At 45.6% G+C, this 19,866-nt stretch carries 17 protein-coding genes; 10 read left to right on the forward strand and 7 right to left on the reverse strand.

Annotated elements, in window-relative coordinates:
• Positions 1–101 precede the first annotated feature (101 nt).
• From G3570_RS14945 to G3570_RS14965, 5 genes are all read left to right on the forward strand, one after another.
• Complete coding sequence (locus G3570_RS14945) at positions 102–464, forward strand: nuclear transport factor 2 family protein (protein ID WP_165143630.1); 363 nt, start codon at positions 102–104, stop codon at positions 462–464.
• A gap of 211 nt (positions 465–675) precedes the next feature.
• Positions 676–1,926, forward strand: coding sequence for a beta-ketoacyl-ACP synthase II (fabF, locus tag G3570_RS14950; protein ID WP_165143631.1), 1,251 nt, complete (start codon positions 676–678; stop codon positions 1,924–1,926).
• Positions 1,927–2,184: 258 nt separating this feature from the next.
• A complete protein-coding gene (locus G3570_RS14955) occupies positions 2,185–3,111 on the forward strand; it encodes a beta propeller repeat protein (protein WP_165143632.1) in 927 nt (308 codons plus the stop codon).
• 93 nt (positions 3,112–3,204) lie between these two features.
• Entirely contained in the window at positions 3,205–4,641 is a 1,437-nt protein-coding gene (locus G3570_RS14960; protein ID WP_165143633.1) for a pyridoxal phosphate-dependent decarboxylase family protein, read from the forward strand.
• Positions 4,642–4,710: 69 nt separating this feature from the next.
• Complete coding sequence (locus G3570_RS14965; RefSeq protein WP_165143634.1) at positions 4,711–5,103, forward strand: DoxX family protein; 393 nt, start codon at positions 4,711–4,713, stop codon at positions 5,101–5,103.
• Positions 5,104–5,181: 78 nt separating this feature from the next.
• On the opposite strand, the gene G3570_RS14970 is transcribed toward G3570_RS14965, so the two are convergent.
• From G3570_RS14970 to G3570_RS14980, 3 genes are all read right to left on the reverse strand, one after another.
• The gene (locus G3570_RS14970; protein ID WP_165143635.1) at positions 5,182–6,585 is read right to left on the reverse strand and encodes an alkaline phosphatase PhoX; all 1,404 of its coding nucleotides are present in this window, start codon (positions 6,583–6,585) and stop codon (positions 5,182–5,184) included.
• Between the two features lie 83 nt (positions 6,586–6,668).
• Positions 6,669–9,791, reverse strand: a complete 3,123-nt coding sequence (locus G3570_RS14975; RefSeq protein ID WP_165143636.1) for an efflux RND transporter permease subunit — start codon at positions 9,789–9,791, stop codon at positions 6,669–6,671.
• A 10-nt stretch (positions 9,792–9,801) separates the two neighbouring features.
• Positions 9,802–11,148 (reverse strand): efflux RND transporter periplasmic adaptor subunit, encoded by a 1,347-nt coding sequence (locus G3570_RS14980; protein WP_165143637.1) that lies wholly within the window; start codon positions 11,146–11,148, stop codon positions 9,802–9,804.
• Between the two features lie 319 nt (positions 11,149–11,467).
• Between G3570_RS14980 and G3570_RS14985 the strand changes: the two genes are divergently transcribed.
• From G3570_RS14985 to G3570_RS14995, 3 genes are all read left to right on the forward strand, one after another.
• Positions 11,468–12,538: a sensor histidine kinase gene (locus tag G3570_RS14985; protein ID WP_165143638.1), complete on the forward strand. Its 1,071-nt coding sequence runs from the start codon at positions 11,468–11,470 to the stop codon at positions 12,536–12,538.
• Positions 12,513–13,226 (forward strand): LytR/AlgR family response regulator transcription factor, encoded by a 714-nt coding sequence (locus G3570_RS14990; protein WP_249067154.1) that lies wholly within the window; start codon positions 12,513–12,515, stop codon positions 13,224–13,226. The genes G3570_RS14985 and G3570_RS14990 overlap by 26 nt, the downstream gene beginning before the upstream one ends.
• Before the next feature lie 163 nt (positions 13,227–13,389).
• Positions 13,390–14,409, forward strand: coding sequence for a metal-dependent hydrolase (locus G3570_RS14995; protein ID WP_165143639.1), 1,020 nt, complete (start codon positions 13,390–13,392; stop codon positions 14,407–14,409).
• A gap of 90 nt (positions 14,410–14,499) precedes the next feature.
• On the opposite strand, the gene G3570_RS15000 is transcribed toward G3570_RS14995, so the two are convergent.
• Together G3570_RS15000 and G3570_RS15005 are read right to left on the reverse strand one after the other, a co-directional pair.
• Complete coding sequence (locus G3570_RS15000; RefSeq protein ID WP_165143640.1) at positions 14,500–15,489, reverse strand: Gfo/Idh/MocA family protein; 990 nt, start codon at positions 15,487–15,489, stop codon at positions 14,500–14,502.
• A gap of 108 nt (positions 15,490–15,597) precedes the next feature.
• Entirely contained in the window at positions 15,598–15,954 is a 357-nt protein-coding gene (locus G3570_RS15005) for a DUF1304 domain-containing protein (protein WP_165143641.1), read from the reverse strand.
• A 171-nt stretch (positions 15,955–16,125) separates the two neighbouring features.
• Here G3570_RS15005 and G3570_RS15010 point away from each other — a divergent pair, with 171 nt between their 5' ends.
• Positions 16,126–16,824 carry a hypothetical protein gene (locus G3570_RS15010; RefSeq protein WP_165143642.1) on the forward strand — a complete coding sequence of 233 codons (699 nt, stop codon included), beginning with the start codon at positions 16,126–16,128 and terminating at the stop codon, positions 16,822–16,824.
• Between the two features lie 117 nt (positions 16,825–16,941).
• Here the strand turns inward: G3570_RS15010 and G3570_RS15015 are convergent, their stop codons facing one another.
• A complete protein-coding gene (locus tag G3570_RS15015; protein ID WP_165143643.1) occupies positions 16,942–17,778 on the reverse strand; it encodes a slipin family protein in 837 nt (278 codons plus the stop codon).
• Between the two features lie 31 nt (positions 17,779–17,809).
• Entirely contained in the window at positions 17,810–19,105 is a 1,296-nt protein-coding gene (locus G3570_RS15020) for an NfeD family protein (RefSeq protein WP_165143644.1), read from the reverse strand.
• A gap of 158 nt (positions 19,106–19,263) precedes the next feature.
• On the opposite strand from G3570_RS15020, the gene G3570_RS15025 reads away from it, so the two are divergent.
• Positions 19,264–19,863, forward strand: coding sequence for a TetR/AcrR family transcriptional regulator (locus tag G3570_RS15025; protein ID WP_165143645.1), 600 nt, complete (start codon positions 19,264–19,266; stop codon positions 19,861–19,863).
• The last annotated feature ends 3 nt before the right edge of the window (positions 19,864–19,866 follow it).

Here is a 19,866-nt window from a genome sequence, read left to right on the forward strand (position 1 = left end):
TCCGGCTTAATATTTTAAAGAATGTAATAGTCTAAACGATTTTTGTATGAGCTCGGTTATATCACTTAACTAGATAGTTCAATATTAAATTAAATCACATTATGACTTATCTTGACAAGATAAATGACGTATACAATCACATTGCAAAAGGAACCGCCATGGACGCTTTTGAAGAGTACTACGCCGATGACGTTGTGATGGTACTTGAAGACGGAACGGAAGTCGAAGGCAAGGATACCAACAGGGAGCGCGAAAATGAGTTCTTCGGTAGCGTGGATGAATTTCACGGCATTGATGTGAAGGGAGTCACATCCAACGAAGAAACCGGTGTTACCAGCGTAGAATCTACCATGAAAGTTACGTTTAAGGGAGCGGATGGGCCTGTGTCCATTGAGCAGGTAGCGGTTCAAAACTGGAATGATGGAAAAATTGAAAGAGAACGTTTCTACGGTACCCAGAACTAAGACCGACTATCATTTGATAATTAAAAGGGCTCTCCGTGAGGAGGGCCTTATTTTTGTGGATTTACTTGCTGCCTTTTCTTTTATTCACATACATTTTGTTTATTGACACCCTGTCAGGTTGTGTAGCCATGCGTAATAACCCTATCTTTCAGGTAGTCTGGTTAAGACTCAAATAAATTTTCCACCCCAATAAAGAAGTAATTTTTACTTTATGAATAGTCCTAAAAGAGTTGTAGTTACCGGTTTAGGAGCACTGTCGCCGCTAGGAAACAATGTAAAAGATTCCTGGAATAATATATCGAACGGCGTAAGTGGAGCAGCTCGCATCACAAATTTCGACCCATCACAGTTTCGTACTCATTTTGCTTGCGAACTCAAAGACTACGACCCCGGAGAATACCTTGAACACAATACCATTCGAAGATCGGATCCGTATGCGCAATACGCCTTGGTTTCTACACAGGAAGCAGTTAAAGATTCCGGGCTGGATTTTTCAGCTATGGACCCTTTCGATGCCGGAGTTATTTGGGGCAGCGGTCAGGGTGGTATGCTTACCTTTGAGGAGGAGGTAAAAAACTATGCGGAAAACGATTACAAACCACGGTTTAATCCATTCTTTGTACCAAAACTGATTATCAATATGGCTCCCGGGCTGATATCCATGGAATATGGGCTGATGGGCATCAACTATGCGACGGTTTCGGCCTGTGCCACATCCAACACTGCTATCATGGATGCCCTGAACTATATCCGCTGGGGCAAAGCCAAAGTTATAATTACCGGAGGTTCTGAGGCCGGGATCACCGAGGCCTCATTCGGCGGTTTTTCGGCGATGCGTGCTATGTCAACACGGAATGATGACCCTGAACACGCCTCACGTCCCTTTGACAAAGACCGGGACGGTTTTGTGATGGGAGAAGGAGCAGCAACCTTAATTCTGGAGGAATATGAGCATGCAAAAGCAAGAGGGGCCAAGATATACGGAGAAGTAACCGGTGCTGCTATGACCGCGGATGCCTATCACATGACTGCCACACATCCGGAAGGTAAAGGTGCGGCAGTTGCCATGAAACAGGCGCTGGAAGACAGCGGTTTAAATCCTGAGGATGTGGATTATCTCAATACCCACGCCACTTCCACACCGGTGGGCGATACCAGTGAAACCAATGCCATTGGCAATGTTTTTGGGAAGAGTCCTAAGAACCTGCACATCAGTGCTACGAAATCAATGACCGGTCACTTACTGGGAGCCGCCGGAGCCATAGAAGCAATTATCAGCCTGAAGGCGATCAATGAAGGAGTAGTTCCGCCAACCATCAATACCGAAGAAATTGACGAAGAGATTCCGCCCACTTTACAGATTGTTTTAAAGGACGCTCTTGAAAAAGAAATAGATGTTGCTATGAGCAATACCTTTGGATTTGGCGGGCATAACGGAATAGTAGTATTCAAGAAAGTGTAGCTACGGACATAGGAGCAATAGCAGATTAAATTGCGTGCCAATTTAAACGCGGATCCGGAACTTCCGTCGAAATTCCTGAACCTGTTGAGTACGCCCTCCCGGTACGAACCAGCAAAACTCGATTATGCAACCCGGTAGTTACTAAAATCTATTGCAGGTTCTTGTTTTACAGTCATTTAAGGGTTTTCCCGGCGTGTTACTTAATTCTTTTTGTTCTATATTCTTAATGAAGCGTGACCCATTTATCACGAATGCTTTATGCGATTTTCATTAAGAAATATTGCCCGACTTTTTAAACCGGCACTGGGGGTCGGTATACTATACTTCCTGCTTGCTTCTTGTACCGAACTTAGTCCCGGGGTTTCAACCAATGTACCAAACCATGTAGCCGATTATGAGTGGTCAAAAGAGTACTTTGAAGGCGTATGGGGAAGTTCGGTAAACAATGTGTTTGCGGTCGGTACGAATGGATATATTCTTAGATATAACGGTTCAAGTTGGAAAGAAACCGAGAGCGGGGTCTCGGTAACCCTGTCAGATGTTTGGGGCAGCTTAGGTGATAATGTATATGCCATCGGAGAAGCGGGTACGCTTCTTCATTACAATGGGGATGACTGGACCATTCTGGACCTCGGTTTGTCACAGAATCTCAATGCCATTTGGGGCACTTCTGCAGATAATATTTTCATCACCGATGCCTCCGGTAACATGTATCATTTTGACGGCCAAAAACTGAGGGAGATGGATATTCCCGATGTTGGTGAGTTGAACGATATATGGGGTACCGGACCGAATAATATCTACTCAGTTAGCTCAAGAGGGGCCATTCTGCAATATGATGGTAGTTCATGGAAGATCATGGCTGAAGGATTTCAACCACTTTATGCCATTTGGGGAAGTTCCGATACAAACCTGTTTGCAACGGGTACCGGTGGTACTATGGCACATTTTGACGGTAAGGAGTGGAGCAAAGCCGAAAGCAAAGCGCACACCGGCCTGTATGGTATATGGGGAAACTCATCGACCAGCGCATATGTAGTGGGCACCGTGGGAACCATCTTAAAGTACGACGGCGAGCAGTGGAACCAGATGGCGACCTTTACCTCAGAAAATCTGAAAGGAATATGGGGCCAGCATGACAAGATCTTTATTGTGGGCGGTTTGGGGACTATACAAATTTTCTGATTCCAGTCTTACATATGAACAGTATTGAAAGCCCCGATTTTTGATTATCATTGGCCGGTACTATACTCAAATCCTGAATCCGGCTGCACTGTTATGAAATCACAGATTGACGAGGCCTACGACCCTTCCAACTTTCGTAAACGAGGACATGAATTAGTTGATTTACTTGCCGACTACCTGGCCTCAACTCAGAAAGACGAAAAGCCAAAGGTATTCAAGCCTTTTGATCCCGAAGACCTCTATAAATTCTGGGCTGCCAAGCTTGGAGAAAACAACTCCGATAACTTCGAAGGTTGGGCCGATGAGGTAATTGAGGATTCCATTCATCTACACCATTCCGGTTACATGGGCCACCAGGTTAGTCCGGTACTTCCCGAAGCAGCACTTGCCGATCTATTGAGTGCCTTTATGAACAATGGGGTCGGCGTATATGAAATGGGCAGTCCAACGGTAGCTATGGAGCGTGCAGTAATCAAGGAGCTGGCAGGCCGACTGGGTTTTGATAGCCGGGTTGATGGTTTCCTGACTTCAGGAGGTACACTGGGGAATCTGACCGCGTTATTGGCAGCACGTCAGATTAAAGCAGAAGGTGACATATGGAAGGACGGAAACGGTAAAAGAAAGTTCGGATTTCTGGTCTCAGAACAGGCTCATTACTGTATTAATCGTGCAGTGAAAATTATGGGATGGGGTGAAGAAGGTATAATTTCAGTACCTACGGATGACCGGTTTCGTATGGACACGGCTTGTCTTTCAGATGCTTACCGGAGAGCGCAGAGTCAAAATATTGAGGTGCTTGGCGCGGTAGGCAGTGCATGTTCAACCGCAACGGGTACATTCGACCCTCTTGATGAAATTGCGGATTTTTGCAAAGAGCATAATCTCTGGTTTCATGTGGATGCCGCCCATGGCGGAGCAGCAGCTTATTCTGAAACTTATAAGCCTGTTTTAAAAGGAATTGAGAGAGCAGATTCGGTTATCGTCGACTTTCATAAGATGATGATGTGTCCGGCCTTGGTTACAGGAGTAGTATTTAAAGATCCGGTTTCATCTTATCGAACTTTTGCCCAAAAAGCTTCTTATCTATGGGAAAAAGAAGAACATGAGTGGTACAACTTAGGTAAACGAACCTTCGAGTGTACGAAGGATATGATGGCTTTGAAAGTATTTACGCTGCTTAACCGTTATGGTCCGAAGCTGTTTGAAGAGATTGTAAACCGGCTCTTTAACCTTGGTGATTCCTTTGCAGCACTTATCAGGGAGAGGGAAAATTTTGAACTGGCCATAGAGCCACAAAGTAACATTGTCTGCTTCCGTCATGTATCTCAATCAGGGGGTGATTTAGACAGTCATAACCGGAAAATCAGGAGAAGGCTGATTGACAATGGCAACTATTTCATTGTTCAAACAGAGCTTAATGGGAAGTTATATTTGCGAACGACCCTCATGAATGTGTACAGCAGACCGGAAGATTTAAAGGGATTGCTTGATGAAATTGAAGAGCTCTCTGAAGAGCCTGTAGACAACTAGTTTATTCTTAGGTATTGTTTTTATTATACTTAAATGTCTTACTAACCGGAACCAAAAAAAGGGGATGTTATGAATAACTTATTTGGTAAAATAGGACGTTATGTATTCGCTATACCATTTGGAATATTCGGAATTTTTCATTTCATGAATGGAAGTGCCATGGCCGGCATGGTTCCGATTCCCGGAGGTGTTTTCTGGATTTATTTGACCGGTGCTGCCCTTCTTGCTGCATCACTAAGTATCATGATTGAACAGTATACCCGTCTGGCCTGCATTTTGCTCGGCATCATGCTGATTATTTTTGTGTTGAGTATCCATCTGCCCGGCGTCATGAGTGGGGAGATGCAGCCCAGCATGACTAACTTGCTTAAAGACCTTGCTCTGGCAGGGGGTGCCTGGATACTGGCCGGGAATTATGGCGGACAAAAAAGCGGTGCGACTGCCGGACCGGGTCTTGAATAGGTATAGGCTATCTTGAAGCCTTAGGCTCTGTGGCAAAACCCCTGAAATATGGGGTTTTGCTATATCTTTTAACTGAAACTATGCCATTTCGGAGCCGGCTTTATGCCATGGTCCGGTAATAGCGAGTGTTAATCCTGAATGCTGAATATTCATAAAAAGGGTTGAACCGTCGGGTGAAAAGGTAGCTCCTGCCAGCTCGGAATTTGACTTGGCATTTCTACCTAGCTTGTAAATCTTTCCTTCGGGAGTAATCCCATTTAGATCCTGCCTGTTATTACAATCTTCGCATACGATCAAGTCACCCCATGGAGCCACCGTTAAATTATCGGCATTTTCTACAAGATTGCTGCTGTTCGGTTCAACAAATAGTTCCAAAATACCGGGATCTTCTTGTTCCCTTTCTGTCGCTTCAAAAGGGGAAGGAGTGTATTGCCAAATTTGTCCGAGACCACTATTTCCGCCATTGGTGCAGGCAAAATAAACGGTTTCATTTCCGTACCACATCCCTTCTCCACGGGCAAAGCGAGCAGCTCCTTTTTCATATCCTCTAAAACGGAGGTCGTTCTCCGGCGATTCAACATTATCCAGATCTATCCAGGAAGCCTTGAATTGTTGCCCGGGTTCAATGAAGGGTTCTCCCCAGTTGCGTGTATCCAGCTGCGGGTTATCGATTAGGGCCAGAGCCTGCAGTGTTCCACCGGCATGAAGGTTTTCTTTTTCACTGGGAATGAATCGATATAACAGTCCTTGCGAATCATCCTCCGTCAGGTAAATAACTCCGCTACCGGGATCTACAGCAACTGCTTCATGGTTGAATCTTCCCATGCCCCTAATTGGCTGCGGGTCTGCTAGCCCCATTTCTGCGGAGGCCGGCACTTCAAAGACATAACCGTGTGCTTTGACATAAACATCATTGGGTTGGGTTACGATCTCCTCGCAGCTAAGCCAGCTATTCCAGGGGGTTGGCCCCCCTGCACAATTTCGCAGCGTACCCGCCAGGCTGAGGTACTGTTTGATTACTTTCTGTTCTCTGGTATCGTATACAATAGTGGTGGTTCCACCTTGTCCCGGATTATTATCCACACCGTAATCATAGAAATAAGAGGCATCCAGTTTTTCCGATAGTTCAAAGTTAGACCCGAATGCGCTCTCAGCTCCTCCCCAGGCCGGATTCACTTCATGATTTCTGATCAGTATGGTTAGACCATCGGGTCCCGGAAAGGTAGCCATTCCGTCGGGGCGATGCGGTACATAAAAACCGTCATCCATTACATCTCTAAAACGAGATATAATTTTATAGGAGAAACCTTCCGGTAAATGGAAGAGTCCATCCGGATCTTCTATCAGCGGCCCAAATGCATCGGAGATAGGTGCCGGGGTGTTGGAAGATTGTCCCGTACAGTTGCTAAAGAGATGAAGGCCGGAGAAACCCAAAGCCATGGCGCCGGCCTGTTTTAAAAAATGCTTTCTACTAATAGACATACATGGGGTTTCTGAGTTTTACTATTCAAAGCAAGAATAGTAAAACTCAGATAAAGTTGTACAAAACGGGTATAAAGCTTGTGTTAAGCTTGTGCCTTAGCCGTACTAAACTGTTTTTGACCTCTGAAGGCAAACCACCGGGCTTTTGCTTTAGCGAGTACACTCTCCATGCTTACGTAAACCACGGGAATGAAAATCAGGGTAACCATGGTGGAGGCAATCAGTCCGCCGATAACTACTCGAGCCAGGGATGCCTGCAGTTCCGCACCGGCGCCAATACCGAAGGAAAGAGGAAGCAATCCCAGAACCGTGGTAAGGGTCGTCATAAGAATTGGTCTCAATCTCAGCTTACCCGCCTGGACAACGGCATCATATACGCTCATACCTCGCTCTCTGCGCATCAGGTTAATATAGTCAATCAGTACAATGGCATTATTTACCACGATACCGATCAGCATGATGATGCCCATCAGGCTCTGCATGTTGATTGTGGTACCGGTAAGCAACAGGGTGGGAACCACTCCGATGACGGCAAGTGGAACCGAAAACATTACGATTAGCGGATCAAAGAAACGCTCAAACTGTCCGGCCATAACCATATATATGAGAACCAGTGCCATAAGTATGGAAAGCTGGAAATCGGCTGCGGCTTTTTGCTGTTCTTCGTATTCCCCGCCATAGACAATGGAGAAACCTTCGGGCAACTGCATGTCGGCCAGCTTTGCCTGAATTTTTTCAACCGCCACACCCAGAGGCACGCCGCTTTCAAGCGTCGCGGAGATGTAGGATACGCGCTGGCTGTTCACTCGGTTAATATCTGTCGGACCGCGTCCCATCTTCTTGGTGACTACAGCTGAAACGGGAAGTACCTGACCCTCAGGCGTACGTATGGAAATATTCTCCAGGTCAGTGGTACTCAAGCGGTCTTTGGGCTGCAGCCTGACATTAATAGGAAATTCATCTCCTCCAACACGGAAGGTACCTGAGCGGCTTCCACCCACATTGGTTTGTATTACCTGTGCCACTTCACGCACGGTCAGTCCCAGATCGGCAATTTTTTCGCGATCGAAACGGATATTCTGTTCCGGACGTCCTTCCCGTCGGTCAACGCGAACGCCATTGATTTCAGGTATCTCTTCAATACGAAGTTTTATTTGCTTTGAAATTTCTTCAGCCTGTTCCAGATTGTATCCTCGCAACTGAACTTCCACATCTTCACCTCCACCGGAACCGAAGATTCTGCGAAGTATCCATAGCCCGGACTGGGCGTCCACACGGATATCACCGCCCGGGATAATGCCCTGCACTTTTTTTCTTATCTGATCGGCAAGTTCAGAGGTGCTGATACCTCTTTCCGATGCCTCAACCATAGCGATTTCAACTTCTGCCCTGCCGTCACGAACGTCGGTCGTCAAGTGCTCTACATCTTCCATAGGCAGTGAGGCGCGAACCACTTTTTCGAGCTCTTTCAGATACTGGTTCTGCACCGCTATATTAGTGCCTTCAGCCATTTCAAAATCAACATCGATTTCATCGGCATCCGACTGCGGGGCCAATTCCATCGGTATGTAGGGTACAACCAGGAAGCTGCCGATTACCAGAACCCCGGTAATTCCGAATACCAGTGCTTTACGGTTAAGAGTCTTCTCAATCAGCTTGGAATACTTGTGTTCCAGTAATCTGAAATAACGCTGGAACCAACCCTTCTTTCTAGTATTATTTGAGTCTTCGGGTTTAATGGTAAGGAACTTGCTGCAGAGCATAGGTACCAGTGTAAGCGCCACGAAGAGCGAACAGAGCAGTGCGAAGACAACCACTAAAGCCAGTTGCTGGAAAATGATTCCTGTGATGGTCTGCATAAATACTACCGGCAGGAAAATTACCGAAGTGGTCAGGGTGGATGCAATAATAGCGCCACCAACCTCACGTGTTCCTACCAGGGAGCTCTCTTCAAGATCTTTACCCTTCTCTTCCCGAAGCCTCACAATATTCTCGAGCACAACGATGGCATTATCCACAATGAGACCAACCCCCAGGGCAAGCCCACCAAAACTCATCTGATTAAGCGTAAGACCGTTAAAATAGAGCAGTGAAAACGTCGCAATAATAGAGATAGGGATAGAAACAGCGATGATCGCCGTGGAAGATCCGTTTCTCAAAAACAGGTAGAGTATGAATACGGCGAGCAGAGAACCCCATATGGCAGAACTTTGGACGTTATCGATGGAGCTTTGTATAAATTCACTTTGGTCGGTAGTTACGAAGAGCTCCATATCCGATCTCTCAGCATTAATTCTGTCGATTTCGGCACGAATGTCTTCAGCTACGGCAACCGTATTAGCTCCTGACTGCTTGCGGATGCCGAACCGGACCATCGGTTTGTCGTCAATGGTAACCAGCCTGTTGAGATCTTCATAACCCCACTGTACTTCGGCTACGTCTTTAACCCGGATGGGTTTGCCATCAACTACGGTAATGATCGTATTGGATATTTGGTCCAGTGACTGATATTCGCCCAGGGTGCGAACATAAAGCTGCTGAACCCCGGAGTTTACGTTACCGCCCGGAAGATTTACATTTTCACTGGCGATAGCCTGTTGAACCTGTACCGAGGAGAGTCCGCTGGCGATCAGACGGTCTCGCTTTAATTCAACTTTTACCTCTTTGTATACTCCGCCCCATATACCTATGGAACCTACGCCCGAAATTTGTTCAAAGCGTTTGGTAACCTCTCTTTCCAGAACCTGGGTCAGTACCTGCAGGTCCATATCGGAGTTGGCCCCGACAATGACTACAGGGAAATTGTTGGGATCAAACTTTCTAATTTGCGGCGGTTCGGCTTCCGGCGGCAATTCGTCGCGCAACCGGTCTAAGGCGGCTCGTACTTCATTGGCAGCTACATCAAGATCGGATCCCTGCGCAAATTCCAACGTCACACGGCTTTCACCCTCTTCGGAACTTGAGCGAACACGTTCTACACCCGGAATACCTGCTATGGCGTTTTCAACCCGCTGGGTTATAATTTTTTCAATTTCTTCAGGACCTACATTGGGATAGTCGGTGGAAACCGAAAGCTGTGGGTACTCAATTGGCGGTAGAAGGTCAACCGGCAGGTAGCGGAATGACATCACTCCCAAGACAATGATAATCAGAAATGCCATTGTCGTGGCAATCGGTCGTTTTATGGAGGTACTTGTTAGAGACATATTGGTAAAATTACATGGTTTGTTGTCTGGACTTCTGTTCATTCAGCACATCTCGAAGGAGATCTTGTCGTTGAAGTCCCTGAAGAGTCAGAATTCTATCCCAGGAGCTGGTACGTATCCTGGCCTGAGATCGTCCCTGCGAGAGCAGGTTCTGACCGACTGTTACTATCCAACTTCCAGACTCAACACCGGAAACACCAAGTTCCATACGGCCTTCCGCAATAACATTGACAGGCTTGAACTGAACATCAATTGGTTGAGTGAGCGCGGAAGGTTCTTCAGAGTTAGACGAATCTTCAATGACCTCGACTTCACTGCCCAATGAAGTTGCAACGTAAACGCCTTCATTACCGGTATTTGGGTCGGTGTAAAGGGCACTGGTCGGAATTAAGGTAGCCTGAGTACTTTCTCCATAGAGAATGTCTACAGCCACGAACATCCCGGGTCGAAGCATATTATTTTGGTTTTTGACATCAATTTCGGCCTCGGTGCTTCTGGTAACATTGTTAAGGAATGGAGAAATTCTGGAGAGTTGAGCGGTCAATACCGTCGGTGAACTGCCAGCGGTCTCATCTGTTCCTGAGGCATAGATGCGTGCCGTTTGACCGACTTCTATATTCTTAAGCATATTCTCTGTGAGTACCACCTCAATCCGAAGTTCATCCAAATCACCAATGATGAATAACTGAGTGCCTGTACTTACCTGCATTCCGATCTCGGCATTACGTTGTCCTACGGTACCGCTGATAGGTGCCCGGATCACAGTTCTTGACAAGAGGTCTCTTCGCTCCTGAAGCGTGGATTCGGCCTGCTGAACCTGGGCTTCGGCAAGCTCTACGTCAGCCCGGGCGGATTCCATCTGCGCTTCCAATCTTTCCATTTCCAAATCACTGGACAATTCCTTTTCTGACAGTACTTTTGTTCGTTTATATTGGGCTTGCAGCTCATTGAGTCTGGATTGAGCCTGCTTTAGCTGGGCCTTACTGATATTGAGTCCGGCTTCGGCCTGCTGCACTTGTTCACGGTACTGGTTGTCTTCAATACGAACCAGTGGGGCTCCTTTTGATACCTTCTCACCGTTCTGAACAATGACTTCTGAAATCCTGCCACTAATTTCCGGATATAGCTGTACCTGATTTTTGGCGATCACGGTTCCGCTCAATCGTTCTGATAACGGCAGTGAGCCAAAACGAGCCTGTACAGCTTCTACAGCCGGGATATTTTCATAGGATGCCGCCGGTCCGCCTTCTCCCTGACTTTCTTCCGGATTGCTGCAAGCTGAGAAAGCCAGTAATACGGCCGCTACAGCTAGCAAACTGATCGTTTTGTTTGTGATTGAATATATTTTTTTAGGCATCTTTTTGGATTTAAAAGGATAGATTTAAGTGCAACGATGGAATAGATGAATCCAACGTGGGTTCAAATCGTTCTTTGATTTTGTAAAAAGTTTTACGCTGACTCTGTTAAATGGTCAGATAATTAGCTATCAGAATGGTGGAAACATAATATCATCTGCATACAGGGAGGTATTGGGGATAAACGACGAATTTTACATGATTTACCGTTTATCTTCTAATGAGGTACGTTTATAGATTGATAGGTGCATCTCATCGGATAAAGTTGGAAAATGCGTTTCTCACCGTTTTTTTAAGCTACATAATCAGATACGTATACAGATGAACGCACAAAAAAATCGAAAAGGGCTCTTCTCCCGAGAACTGCAACTGACACTTTTACTCTGGGTGATATACCTGATCATTCCTTACCTGGTGGTTCCGGAGCGATATGCTTACAGCCTTGCTCCCTCTGAACTCGCTATTAAAGCAAGCTACTTAATGCTGGCTTTGCTCAACAATTACGTGCTTATCCCCCGTTTTTTGCACAAAAGCAAATATGCACTGTTCTCCCTGCTGGTTCTTGCAACAATTGCTCTTGGAGCACTTTTTGAAGAGTCAATACTCGAATATCTCTTTTTCCCGGATACGCGGGGAGCAGAATTGACAATGTCGGGACTGCAGTGGTCTGCTTCCAAAATAGGCTTCGTGCTTATTCTGTTCAGTACCTTTAAACTGATTTGGGATTACCAGAAAAAGCAGCAGCAGATGAACGAGCTTGAAAACGAAAAAATAGCCAGTGAACTTAAATTCCTGAAGTCGCAGGTAAATCCTCATGTGCTGTTTAATAATCTGAATAATATCTACTCCTACGCACTGGAGAAGTCGGAAAAAGTGCCGGAAATGTTGCTGAAACTCTCGGACATTATGCGCTATATGCTCAATGAGGAGGAAAACCAGTTTGTGAGACTCGATAAGGAAATTCGATACCTCGAAGATTTTATAGAGCTGCAGAAACTTCGGCTGGAAGGTAGGGGGGATGTTTCCCTGACGGTAACCGGCAACCCGGAAAATTACAGTATTGCACCTCTCTTACTGGTAGCTTTCGTGGAAAACAGTTTTAAACACAGTATGCAGACAGAAGTGGATAATATTGTTATAGATATCAAGCTGGATATCACTGATGGGATGCTTAACTTTGTTTCGCGTAACTCCTATTCGGAAGATGGCGGACCTTCATTGGCAAATAAAAACGGTCGCGAAACGGGTATAGGTTTACAAAACGTAAAGAAACGTTTAAAATTGATTTACCACGATAAGCACAACCTGAACATATCCAAGGAAAATAATTTCTTTGTTGTTGAACTGTCATTAGATCTTAGTGTAAATGAACCTGAAATGTTTGATCATTGAGGACGAGCTGCCTGCCCAGCGTGTGCTTAAGAATTATATTTCCGATGTCCCCTATCTTGAGCTATGCGGTACCTTTAAAAGTGCAATGGACGCACTGGCAACCGTTCAGTCGCAGGATATCGACCTGCTATTTCTGGATATCAATCTGCCCAAAATATCGGGATTGAATTTTCTCAGGTCTCTGAAAAATCCACCGAAAGTAATTATCACCACTGCTTATCCTGATTATGCTCATGAGGGCTTTGAGCTAGACGTGGTAGACTACCTGCTTAAGCCTTTTTCCTTCGAGCGATTTATACAGGCTCTTTCAAAGTTAAAAGCGGAAACAGGCAACCGGGAATCGGAATCGGCAGGACCCGGTTGGGACTATCAGCACCGGTATGCTTTTGTAAAAGTAGATAAAACGCTACACCGGGTGGATTTCAATAATATTAAATACATTGAGTCAGACAAAGATTATGTGAATATCGTCAGGGATGGTGAGAACCTGATGCTACTGCAAACCTTAAAGCACTGGCAGAATATGCTGCCTGATCAAAGCTTTGCCAGGGTCCATAAATCCTACATTGTCAATATTGCCCGTATCGATAAGATTGTAGGAAACCAGATAAAGATTGAAGATGCCGTCATACCCATAGGGCGTTATTACAAGCAGGATTTTATGGACAAAATTGAACCCATTTCCTGACTAATAGATTACTCTTCTCGAGAAGTATTTGAATATTACATATACCCACACAGATTAGATTCAGGGAATGGTCGGACTTCAGATCGTGGTTTATGCGTATTCATCTGCCGGTCAGGCTTTAAGTAATCACACTAATTCACAATAACATTACAGACACCTAGCATTGGATACCCTAACACAAGTTACCCTGGGCGCTGCCGTCGGCGAGGCGGTGCTGGGCAAGAAAATAGGCAATAAGGGAGCTGCATGGGGTGCTGCATTCGGGGTACTGCCCGATCTGGATGTGCTGGCAAATCCATTTGTATCCGAGGTGCAGGAAATTATCATTCACCGTGGGATCAGCCATTCGCTCTTTTTTAGCGTCGTGGCAGCACCTGTGTTCGGTTATATGCTCTATCGCAAGTATAAAACAGGTCCGGCATCCTGGAGAGACTGGAGTCTAATGGTTTTTCTTACCATACTGACCCATATTTTTATTGATGCCTGCACAGGGTATGGAACACAGGTCTTTCAACCATTCAGCAACTATTCTCTGAGTTTCAATACCATCTTTATCATTGATCCTTTTTACACCCTCCCCCTTTTAATTGGAATTGTTACTGCACTCTTCATGAGATGGGGTTCAGCCCGAAGATGGGCAAATTATATCGGACTCGGATTGAGTTCCCTGTATATGCTGGCCGGTTTCGGGATCAAAAACCACGTGGATACTGTATTTGAACAAAACTTTGAGGAGCAGCAGATTTCGGTCGAACGGTTTATGACCACTCCAATGCCGCTAACTGAGTTTCTCTGGGTGGGCTATGCCATATCCGGGGATAAAATTTATACCGGACTCTACTCGATCTTTGATGATGATACAGACATAACATTTCGAAAACTTGATATGAACCGGGAATTGGTACAACCCTATAAAGAGCAGTTGCCGGTTGAACGCATCCTATGGTTCTCCCACGGGTACTTTCTTGCTGAAAAAAGTGAGGATCATTTTAAGATGCATGATATCCGTTTCGGCCGGTCAGATCTTTGGTTTAGTACGCAACAGGCACCCATGGTGTGGACCTATAACTTAACATTCAATGAGGATTCTACGCGCGTGACCGGCTTTAAGCACCAGGAGCCGGCATTTGAATTTAGTCGGGAGCGTTTTGGTAAGCTTATTGACCGGATTACCGGTGAATAAATATTGATCATCCGGATGGGGCGTACGATCCGGTTTCAGCAATATTATTGAAGAGGGCTATTAAGCTTCTGTATAATTTGCAAGGAGCACTTAGCAGCTCACCCAGCCACCTTCGTTATTGCTTTCGTTGAGGGCATCTATCACTTTCATATTGGCTACGGCATCTTCAAGTCCGGTGGGCACGTTGCTATCATCGATTATAGCTTTGGAAAAGTGGTCACCCTGAAGAGTATACTGGTTGCAAGGTTCAAAACTTATCTCCTCCTCACCGGTGTTATTTTCGAGATGAAGTACCGTGGGAATTTCGGATGTCGGATTAAAGGGCATGGGTATCTCAATCTTTCCTTCAGTTCCGAATACTGAAACGCTTTGATGGCGTGTAAGCTGGGTGGCAGAGGTAAAGGTGGCTGAACCGGATGGGAAAGAAAGAATCGCAGATGTGAGACGCTCAATTTTTAATTCAGGATCTATTTCCATGGAGCCGATCACCCTTGTCGGTTCATCTTCAAACAGGAAACGAGGGACTGAAATGCAATAGCATCCTATGTCCATGAGACTGCCACCTCCCATTTCCGGCTTGTTACGTATATTATCGGGGTCATCATTGAAATATGAAAAAAATGATCTCACCGTTTTAAGTTCACCGATGGCACCTGAACGTATCAACTCACGGACTTTTTTCCATCGAGGATGATGGCGATACATAAAGGCTTCCATAATTTTTAGGCCGGGATATTTTCGGGCTTCAAACAGCAGTTGTTGTGCTTCTACATGTGAGAGGGCAATCGGTTTTTCGCAGAGCACATGTTTACCTGCCTGTAATGCTTTAATGGACCAGTTAACATGGAGATGGTTGGGCAAGGGATTATACACAGCGTCCACCTCATTACTTTCCAGGAGCTTTTCATAGCTACCATAAGCTTTTTCGATGCCAAGTTTATCGGCCACCTTCTCAGCTTTTTCCGGGTCCCGGGAGGCTATAGCAACTACCTTGGAATTGGTACCCTGTTGCATCGCCGGTATAACATCTTTCACTGCAATTTTTGCTGTACTTAAAACACCCCATCGAACTTTATTCATAGCTTGTATAAGATTACTTACCTAAGGAATTACTTCGCCTGTGAGCCATCCTGAAGATGGAATCTCTTTGCCAATTTACAAATGGTGCAGCAAATCGCAACCCGGGAATCAGGTAAAATGGATCAACAGAATTGCTATTGCAGCCGGAAAGGCCTGAATGTATAAGATAGATTTTTTAGCTGTTACAGCACCGAAAATTCCGGCGACTAATATACAGGCCAGAAAGAAAAGTACGGTCTCTATTCCATGGCTTCCGCGAAACAATCCCCAAATGAGTCCCGCAGCTAAAAAACCGTTATAGAGACCCTGGTTGGCAGCGAGGACTTTGGTTTTTGCGGCAAGTTCTTTGCTATGATTGAAAATCTTGAGACCTACCGGTTTATCCCACAGAAACATCTCTAGAACCATGAAACTGAAATGCAGCAGAACGATAAGAACAACGGATGACTGGGCATAGAGTGACATAAGCAGGCTTTTATGATAGTGATTACCCTAATAAGCGCAGTTGGCATATCAATTACAACTGCAAACCGCTGCCGTTGGAATGACACATTTCTCCCCAATGATTGTCGTATTTGGCCTTTGCCTTGTTTATAGCTTGACTTTGAATGATGAACCAACTCAAAGGTGACTGTTATGGAAAGCCATAGGGATAATCCGTCAAAAATGATCTCCAAACTGCTGGTATTAACAGGGCTGCTGTTCTACCTTGTTCCCTCACCAGTTGCGGCCTACCAGTTTCCAGAGGAAATTCCGGCAAAAACCTATAGCTTTGATCATGTTATCAACCGGCGAGGGGAATCACGAATCACCATGCTGACAGGAATTCCCATAGTAGGGACCGCGGAGTATGCATATGGAATTTCGGACCGTCTTACAGCAGGTGTGTTTGGCGGCTTCACTCCCTTTGAGGAAGCCGTTGGTATCAGAGTGAGAACTGTTTTATATCAGAAGAAGGCGTTATTCCGGGTTTATTATTGTACGCCTATCGTTTTTTATCCGCAAAGAAGTTTGGTTGATCCTGAGCCTTGGTGGCTTATCCGACCGAATATAAATTTTGAGTGGCTCGTCAACTCCGGGTTCCGTTATAAATTCGGAGCCAGTATGATCGGTGTAGCTACTCACCGGCAGGTCTTTGGAGGTGGCGGGACCGGGGATCAGCAGCTATCTCCAGAGTTGTGGACGGCAATTCACGGTGGGTTTAGTCTTCCGGTAGGAAAACAACTCTCCTTCCAGACCGAGCTCTCTTACATCACAAAAGGAATGGGAACCATCACCGATTTTTTCGGAGGACCTCCGATGCTGGCCATCGTCGGATTTTCCTATACCTTTTAGCAGGGTCCCGCCGCTTGCTACAATTCCTATACAAGCTGATTACATATAACGGGCAACTTAGCTTCATTGCATAGATTACGTTGCCAAACTTGAATAGGTAAACCGAAGCTATACAGATTAATTTTCTTCTTCACCGCCACCATCACCTTTACTTTTTGCCGAAGGTGAGATAATAGGTTTATCGCCTCCCAAACCTCTAAACGCATCTATGAAGTCGAGTGGAATCGGCATAAACACAAAGCTGGTATTTTCTTCTGCAACATCATTCATGGTTTGCAGAAAGCGCAATTGCAGTGCGGCCGGGGCGGTCTGTATCATCTTGGCAGCATCCACCAATCGTTCCGCGGCTTGGTATTCACCTTCGGCATTAATAACCTTGGCGCGCCGGTCACGTTCTGTTTCTGCCTGTCGGGCCATGGCGCGCTTCATATTCTCGGGTAGTACCACATCACGAACTTCCACCGACACCACTTTGATACCCCAGGGATCGGTCTGGCGATCGATTATCTCCTGAATATTCTTGTTAACCTTTTCACGTTCCGCCAGCAGCTCATCCAGTTCAACCTGACCCACGATACTTCTCAGGGTAGTTTGAGCCAGCATGGAAGTGGCGTGGATATATTGTTCAACCTGGATGACCGCCTGCTCGGCGTCGATGACCCGGAAAAAGGTAATGGCATCTACGTTTACGGTTACGTTATCCTTGGTGATTACCTCTTGCTTGTCAACGTTAATGGTAAGTACCCGGAGATCCACCCTTTCAATTTTATCGATAAAAGGAATTAGAAAGATGAGTCCGGGTCCCTTGGTTTTCTGGAATTTACCGAGTCGAAATACTACAGCGCGTTCATATTCTCTTAATATCTTGAACATCTGAGGCAGCAAAATTGCTGCAAGTACCGCAATCGTAATAATCCAGGTCAGGGAATTGACTAAACCTTCGCCATTTTCCATAATAGTATCCGTTTAATTTAAGTTATGTGTTTCAGGTCGAAGACTTAACTTTTACTTTCAAGCCGCTGACCTCTTTAATTTCACAATATTTTCCTTCAGGAATTTCTTCATCGCTGACAGCTGTCCAGTACTCGCCGTTGAAAAATACACGTCCTGTGCCGTTATGTATGGCGTCAACAACTTCTGCCTGTTTTCCGATCATAGATTCTTTACCGGTTACCCCTTTGCTGAATTGAATGCGCACGCCCTCAGTAACGATCCATACAAAAAACAGGGTGGTTAACACGGTAGCCGGAACTAACCAACCCCAGGATAGCTCCATTGATTCCGGCAGGTCCTGAAATAGCATGAGTGCCCCGAGGAAAAATGATACGGCACCGCCGGCAATGAGAAGACCGAAAGCAGGTGTAAAAGCTTCAGCGACAAATAGTACGATAGCCAGACCGATAAGAGCAAATCCTGCGATATTGATGGGCATAGCAGCGGATGCATACAACAGCAATATGAGGGCTATCACACCGGCCACTCCGGGAACAATGGCACCCGGATTGGTTACTTCACCGATGATGCCATAAATGGCAATCATGGTTAGAATGAGCATGACCTCCGGACGCATGATAAATGCCAGCAGCGTTTCAGCAAGATTTGTCGGTATTTCTTCAATGCGCGCATTATTGGTGTTTAGGGTGTCCCCATTTATTATCTGTCCGTCTGTCTGGCGCAACAAATCTTCACGGCTATCAGCAATTAAATTGATTACGTTCAACTCCAGGGCCTCTTCTGCCGTTATGGATTCGCCGTCTCGTACAGCTGATCGGGCCCAGTCTGCATTGCGATCTCTTCGGTTGGCAATACTTTCTATAAAGCTTTCGGAATAGCTAAAGATTTTCTTCGTCATCACGGAGTCCTGCTGCCCGCCTCCCATTTGCACCGGCGAGGCTGCACCGATGGTGGTTGCGGGGGCCATGGCTGCTATATGTGCTGCCATTGTAATAAAGGTACCCGCACTGGTTGCAGAGCCTCCTTCAGGACTTACATAGACCATGATGGGCAAGTCTTCCGAATCCAGGAAAGATTGTACAATGTTCTTAGTCGACTCAAGCAGGCCACCCGGGGTATCGAGCTCCACAATCAATGCCTCAGCTCCCATTGCTCGGGCTTCCTTGATGCCACGGTTGATATAATTGGTTGTTGTGGGAGATATGGATCCGTCAACCCGAATCACAGCCACCGTGTTTGAGGAATCTTCAGTGCGGGTTGTGTCAGGCGGGGTCTGACTCCCGGTCTGTCCAATGAATAAAGTGAGTAAGAATAACAGGTATTTCATAACTGTAATTTACGAAGTTGAGTCAAGGAAACAACCGTATGGAAGGATAAGTTCTCTTTATTTATTAACTAATTAGTTAGTTAATAAATAATTTTCTAAATCGTTTTAGGGTTAGTTATATTTAACTAACTGTTTAGTTAAATATAGGAAGGTAATTTATGTCTGATCAAAGGGGAAATATACTGGAAGCAGCATTGGACGAGTTTGCCGGCAATGGCCTTGCAGGGGCCCGTCTGAAGAATATTGCCGATGATGTAGGGGTTACCAAAGCTATGATACACTACTATTTCGGTTCCAAAGAGAATCTTTTCAAGGAGGTCTTTGCCGAAGCCTACCATACGGTAATCGGTGACCTCATGAACTGTCTTGAAAAGGATGAATCGATTTTTGTTAAAATTGAGGAGTTTATTGAGCAGGCGGTTGATCGTTTTCATATCTATCCCTCGCTGGTAGATTTTCTTGTAAATGCCATGAACAAAAATCCGGAGTCGACGGTACCATTGATGAGGGATTTAATGGATTATGATAGTTCAGTTTTTGAAAACCAGCTTCAGGAAGCGGCTTCACAATATGAAATTGCGGCGGTTAACTGTGACCAGGTAGTGCTTAATATGCTATCTCTTTGTATGTTTCCTTATGGTGCAAGGGTTTTTATGAGTGAACTGCTGCATAAGGAGAGTGAGCAGGCTTACCGTGAATTGCTTGAGCAGCGAAAAGGAATTATTACCGATACGATTATCAACTGGCTGGCCTCGTGACAT

This window comes from Halalkalibaculum roseum (assembly GCF_011059145.1).
Lineage (GTDB): Bacteria > Bacteroidota > Rhodothermia > Balneolales > Balneolaceae > Halalkalibaculum > Halalkalibaculum roseum.

Excerpts from the sequence above, each read along its gene's own strand:
- G3570_RS14945 (WP_165143630.1), top strand. The coding sequence starts at position 102 with ATGACTTATCTTGACAAGATAAATGACGTATACAATCACATTGCAAAA.
- fabF (WP_165143631.1), top strand. The coding sequence starts at position 676 with ATGAATAGTCCTAAAAGAGTTGTAGTTACCGGTTTAGGAGCACTGTCG.
- G3570_RS14955 (WP_165143632.1), top strand. The coding sequence starts at position 2,185 with ATGCGATTTTCATTAAGAAATATTGCCCGACTTTTTAAACCGGCACTG.
- G3570_RS14960 (WP_165143633.1), top strand. The coding sequence starts at position 3,205 with ATGAAATCACAGATTGACGAGGCCTACGACCCTTCCAACTTTCGTAAA.
- G3570_RS14965 (WP_165143634.1), top strand. The coding sequence starts at position 4,711 with ATGAATAACTTATTTGGTAAAATAGGACGTTATGTATTCGCTATACCA.
- G3570_RS14970 (WP_165143635.1), bottom strand. The coding sequence starts at position 6,585 with ATGTCTATTAGTAGAAAGCATTTTTTAAAACAGGCCGGCGCCATGGCT.
- G3570_RS14975 (WP_165143636.1), bottom strand. The coding sequence starts at position 9,791 with ATGTCTCTAACAAGTACCTCCATAAAACGACCGATTGCCACGACAATG.
- G3570_RS14980 (WP_165143637.1), bottom strand. The coding sequence starts at position 11,148 with ATGCCTAAAAAAATATATTCAATCACAAACAAAACGATCAGTTTGCTA.
- G3570_RS14985 (WP_165143638.1), top strand. The coding sequence starts at position 11,468 with ATGAACGCACAAAAAAATCGAAAAGGGCTCTTCTCCCGAGAACTGCAA.
- G3570_RS14990 (WP_249067154.1), top strand. The coding sequence starts at position 12,513 with ATGAACCTGAAATGTTTGATCATTGAGGACGAGCTGCCTGCCCAGCGT.
- G3570_RS15000 (WP_165143640.1), bottom strand. The coding sequence starts at position 15,489 with ATGAATAAAGTTCGATGGGGTGTTTTAAGTACAGCAAAAATTGCAGTG.
- G3570_RS15005 (WP_165143641.1), bottom strand. The coding sequence starts at position 15,954 with ATGTCACTCTATGCCCAGTCATCCGTTGTTCTTATCGTTCTGCTGCAT.
- G3570_RS15010 (WP_165143642.1), top strand. The coding sequence starts at position 16,126 with ATGGAAAGCCATAGGGATAATCCGTCAAAAATGATCTCCAAACTGCTG.
- G3570_RS15015 (WP_165143643.1), bottom strand. The coding sequence starts at position 17,778 with ATGGAAAATGGCGAAGGTTTAGTCAATTCCCTGACCTGGATTATTACG.
- G3570_RS15020 (WP_165143644.1), bottom strand. The coding sequence starts at position 19,105 with ATGAAATACCTGTTATTCTTACTCACTTTATTCATTGGACAGACCGGG.
- G3570_RS15025 (WP_165143645.1), top strand. The coding sequence starts at position 19,264 with ATGTCTGATCAAAGGGGAAATATACTGGAAGCAGCATTGGACGAGTTT.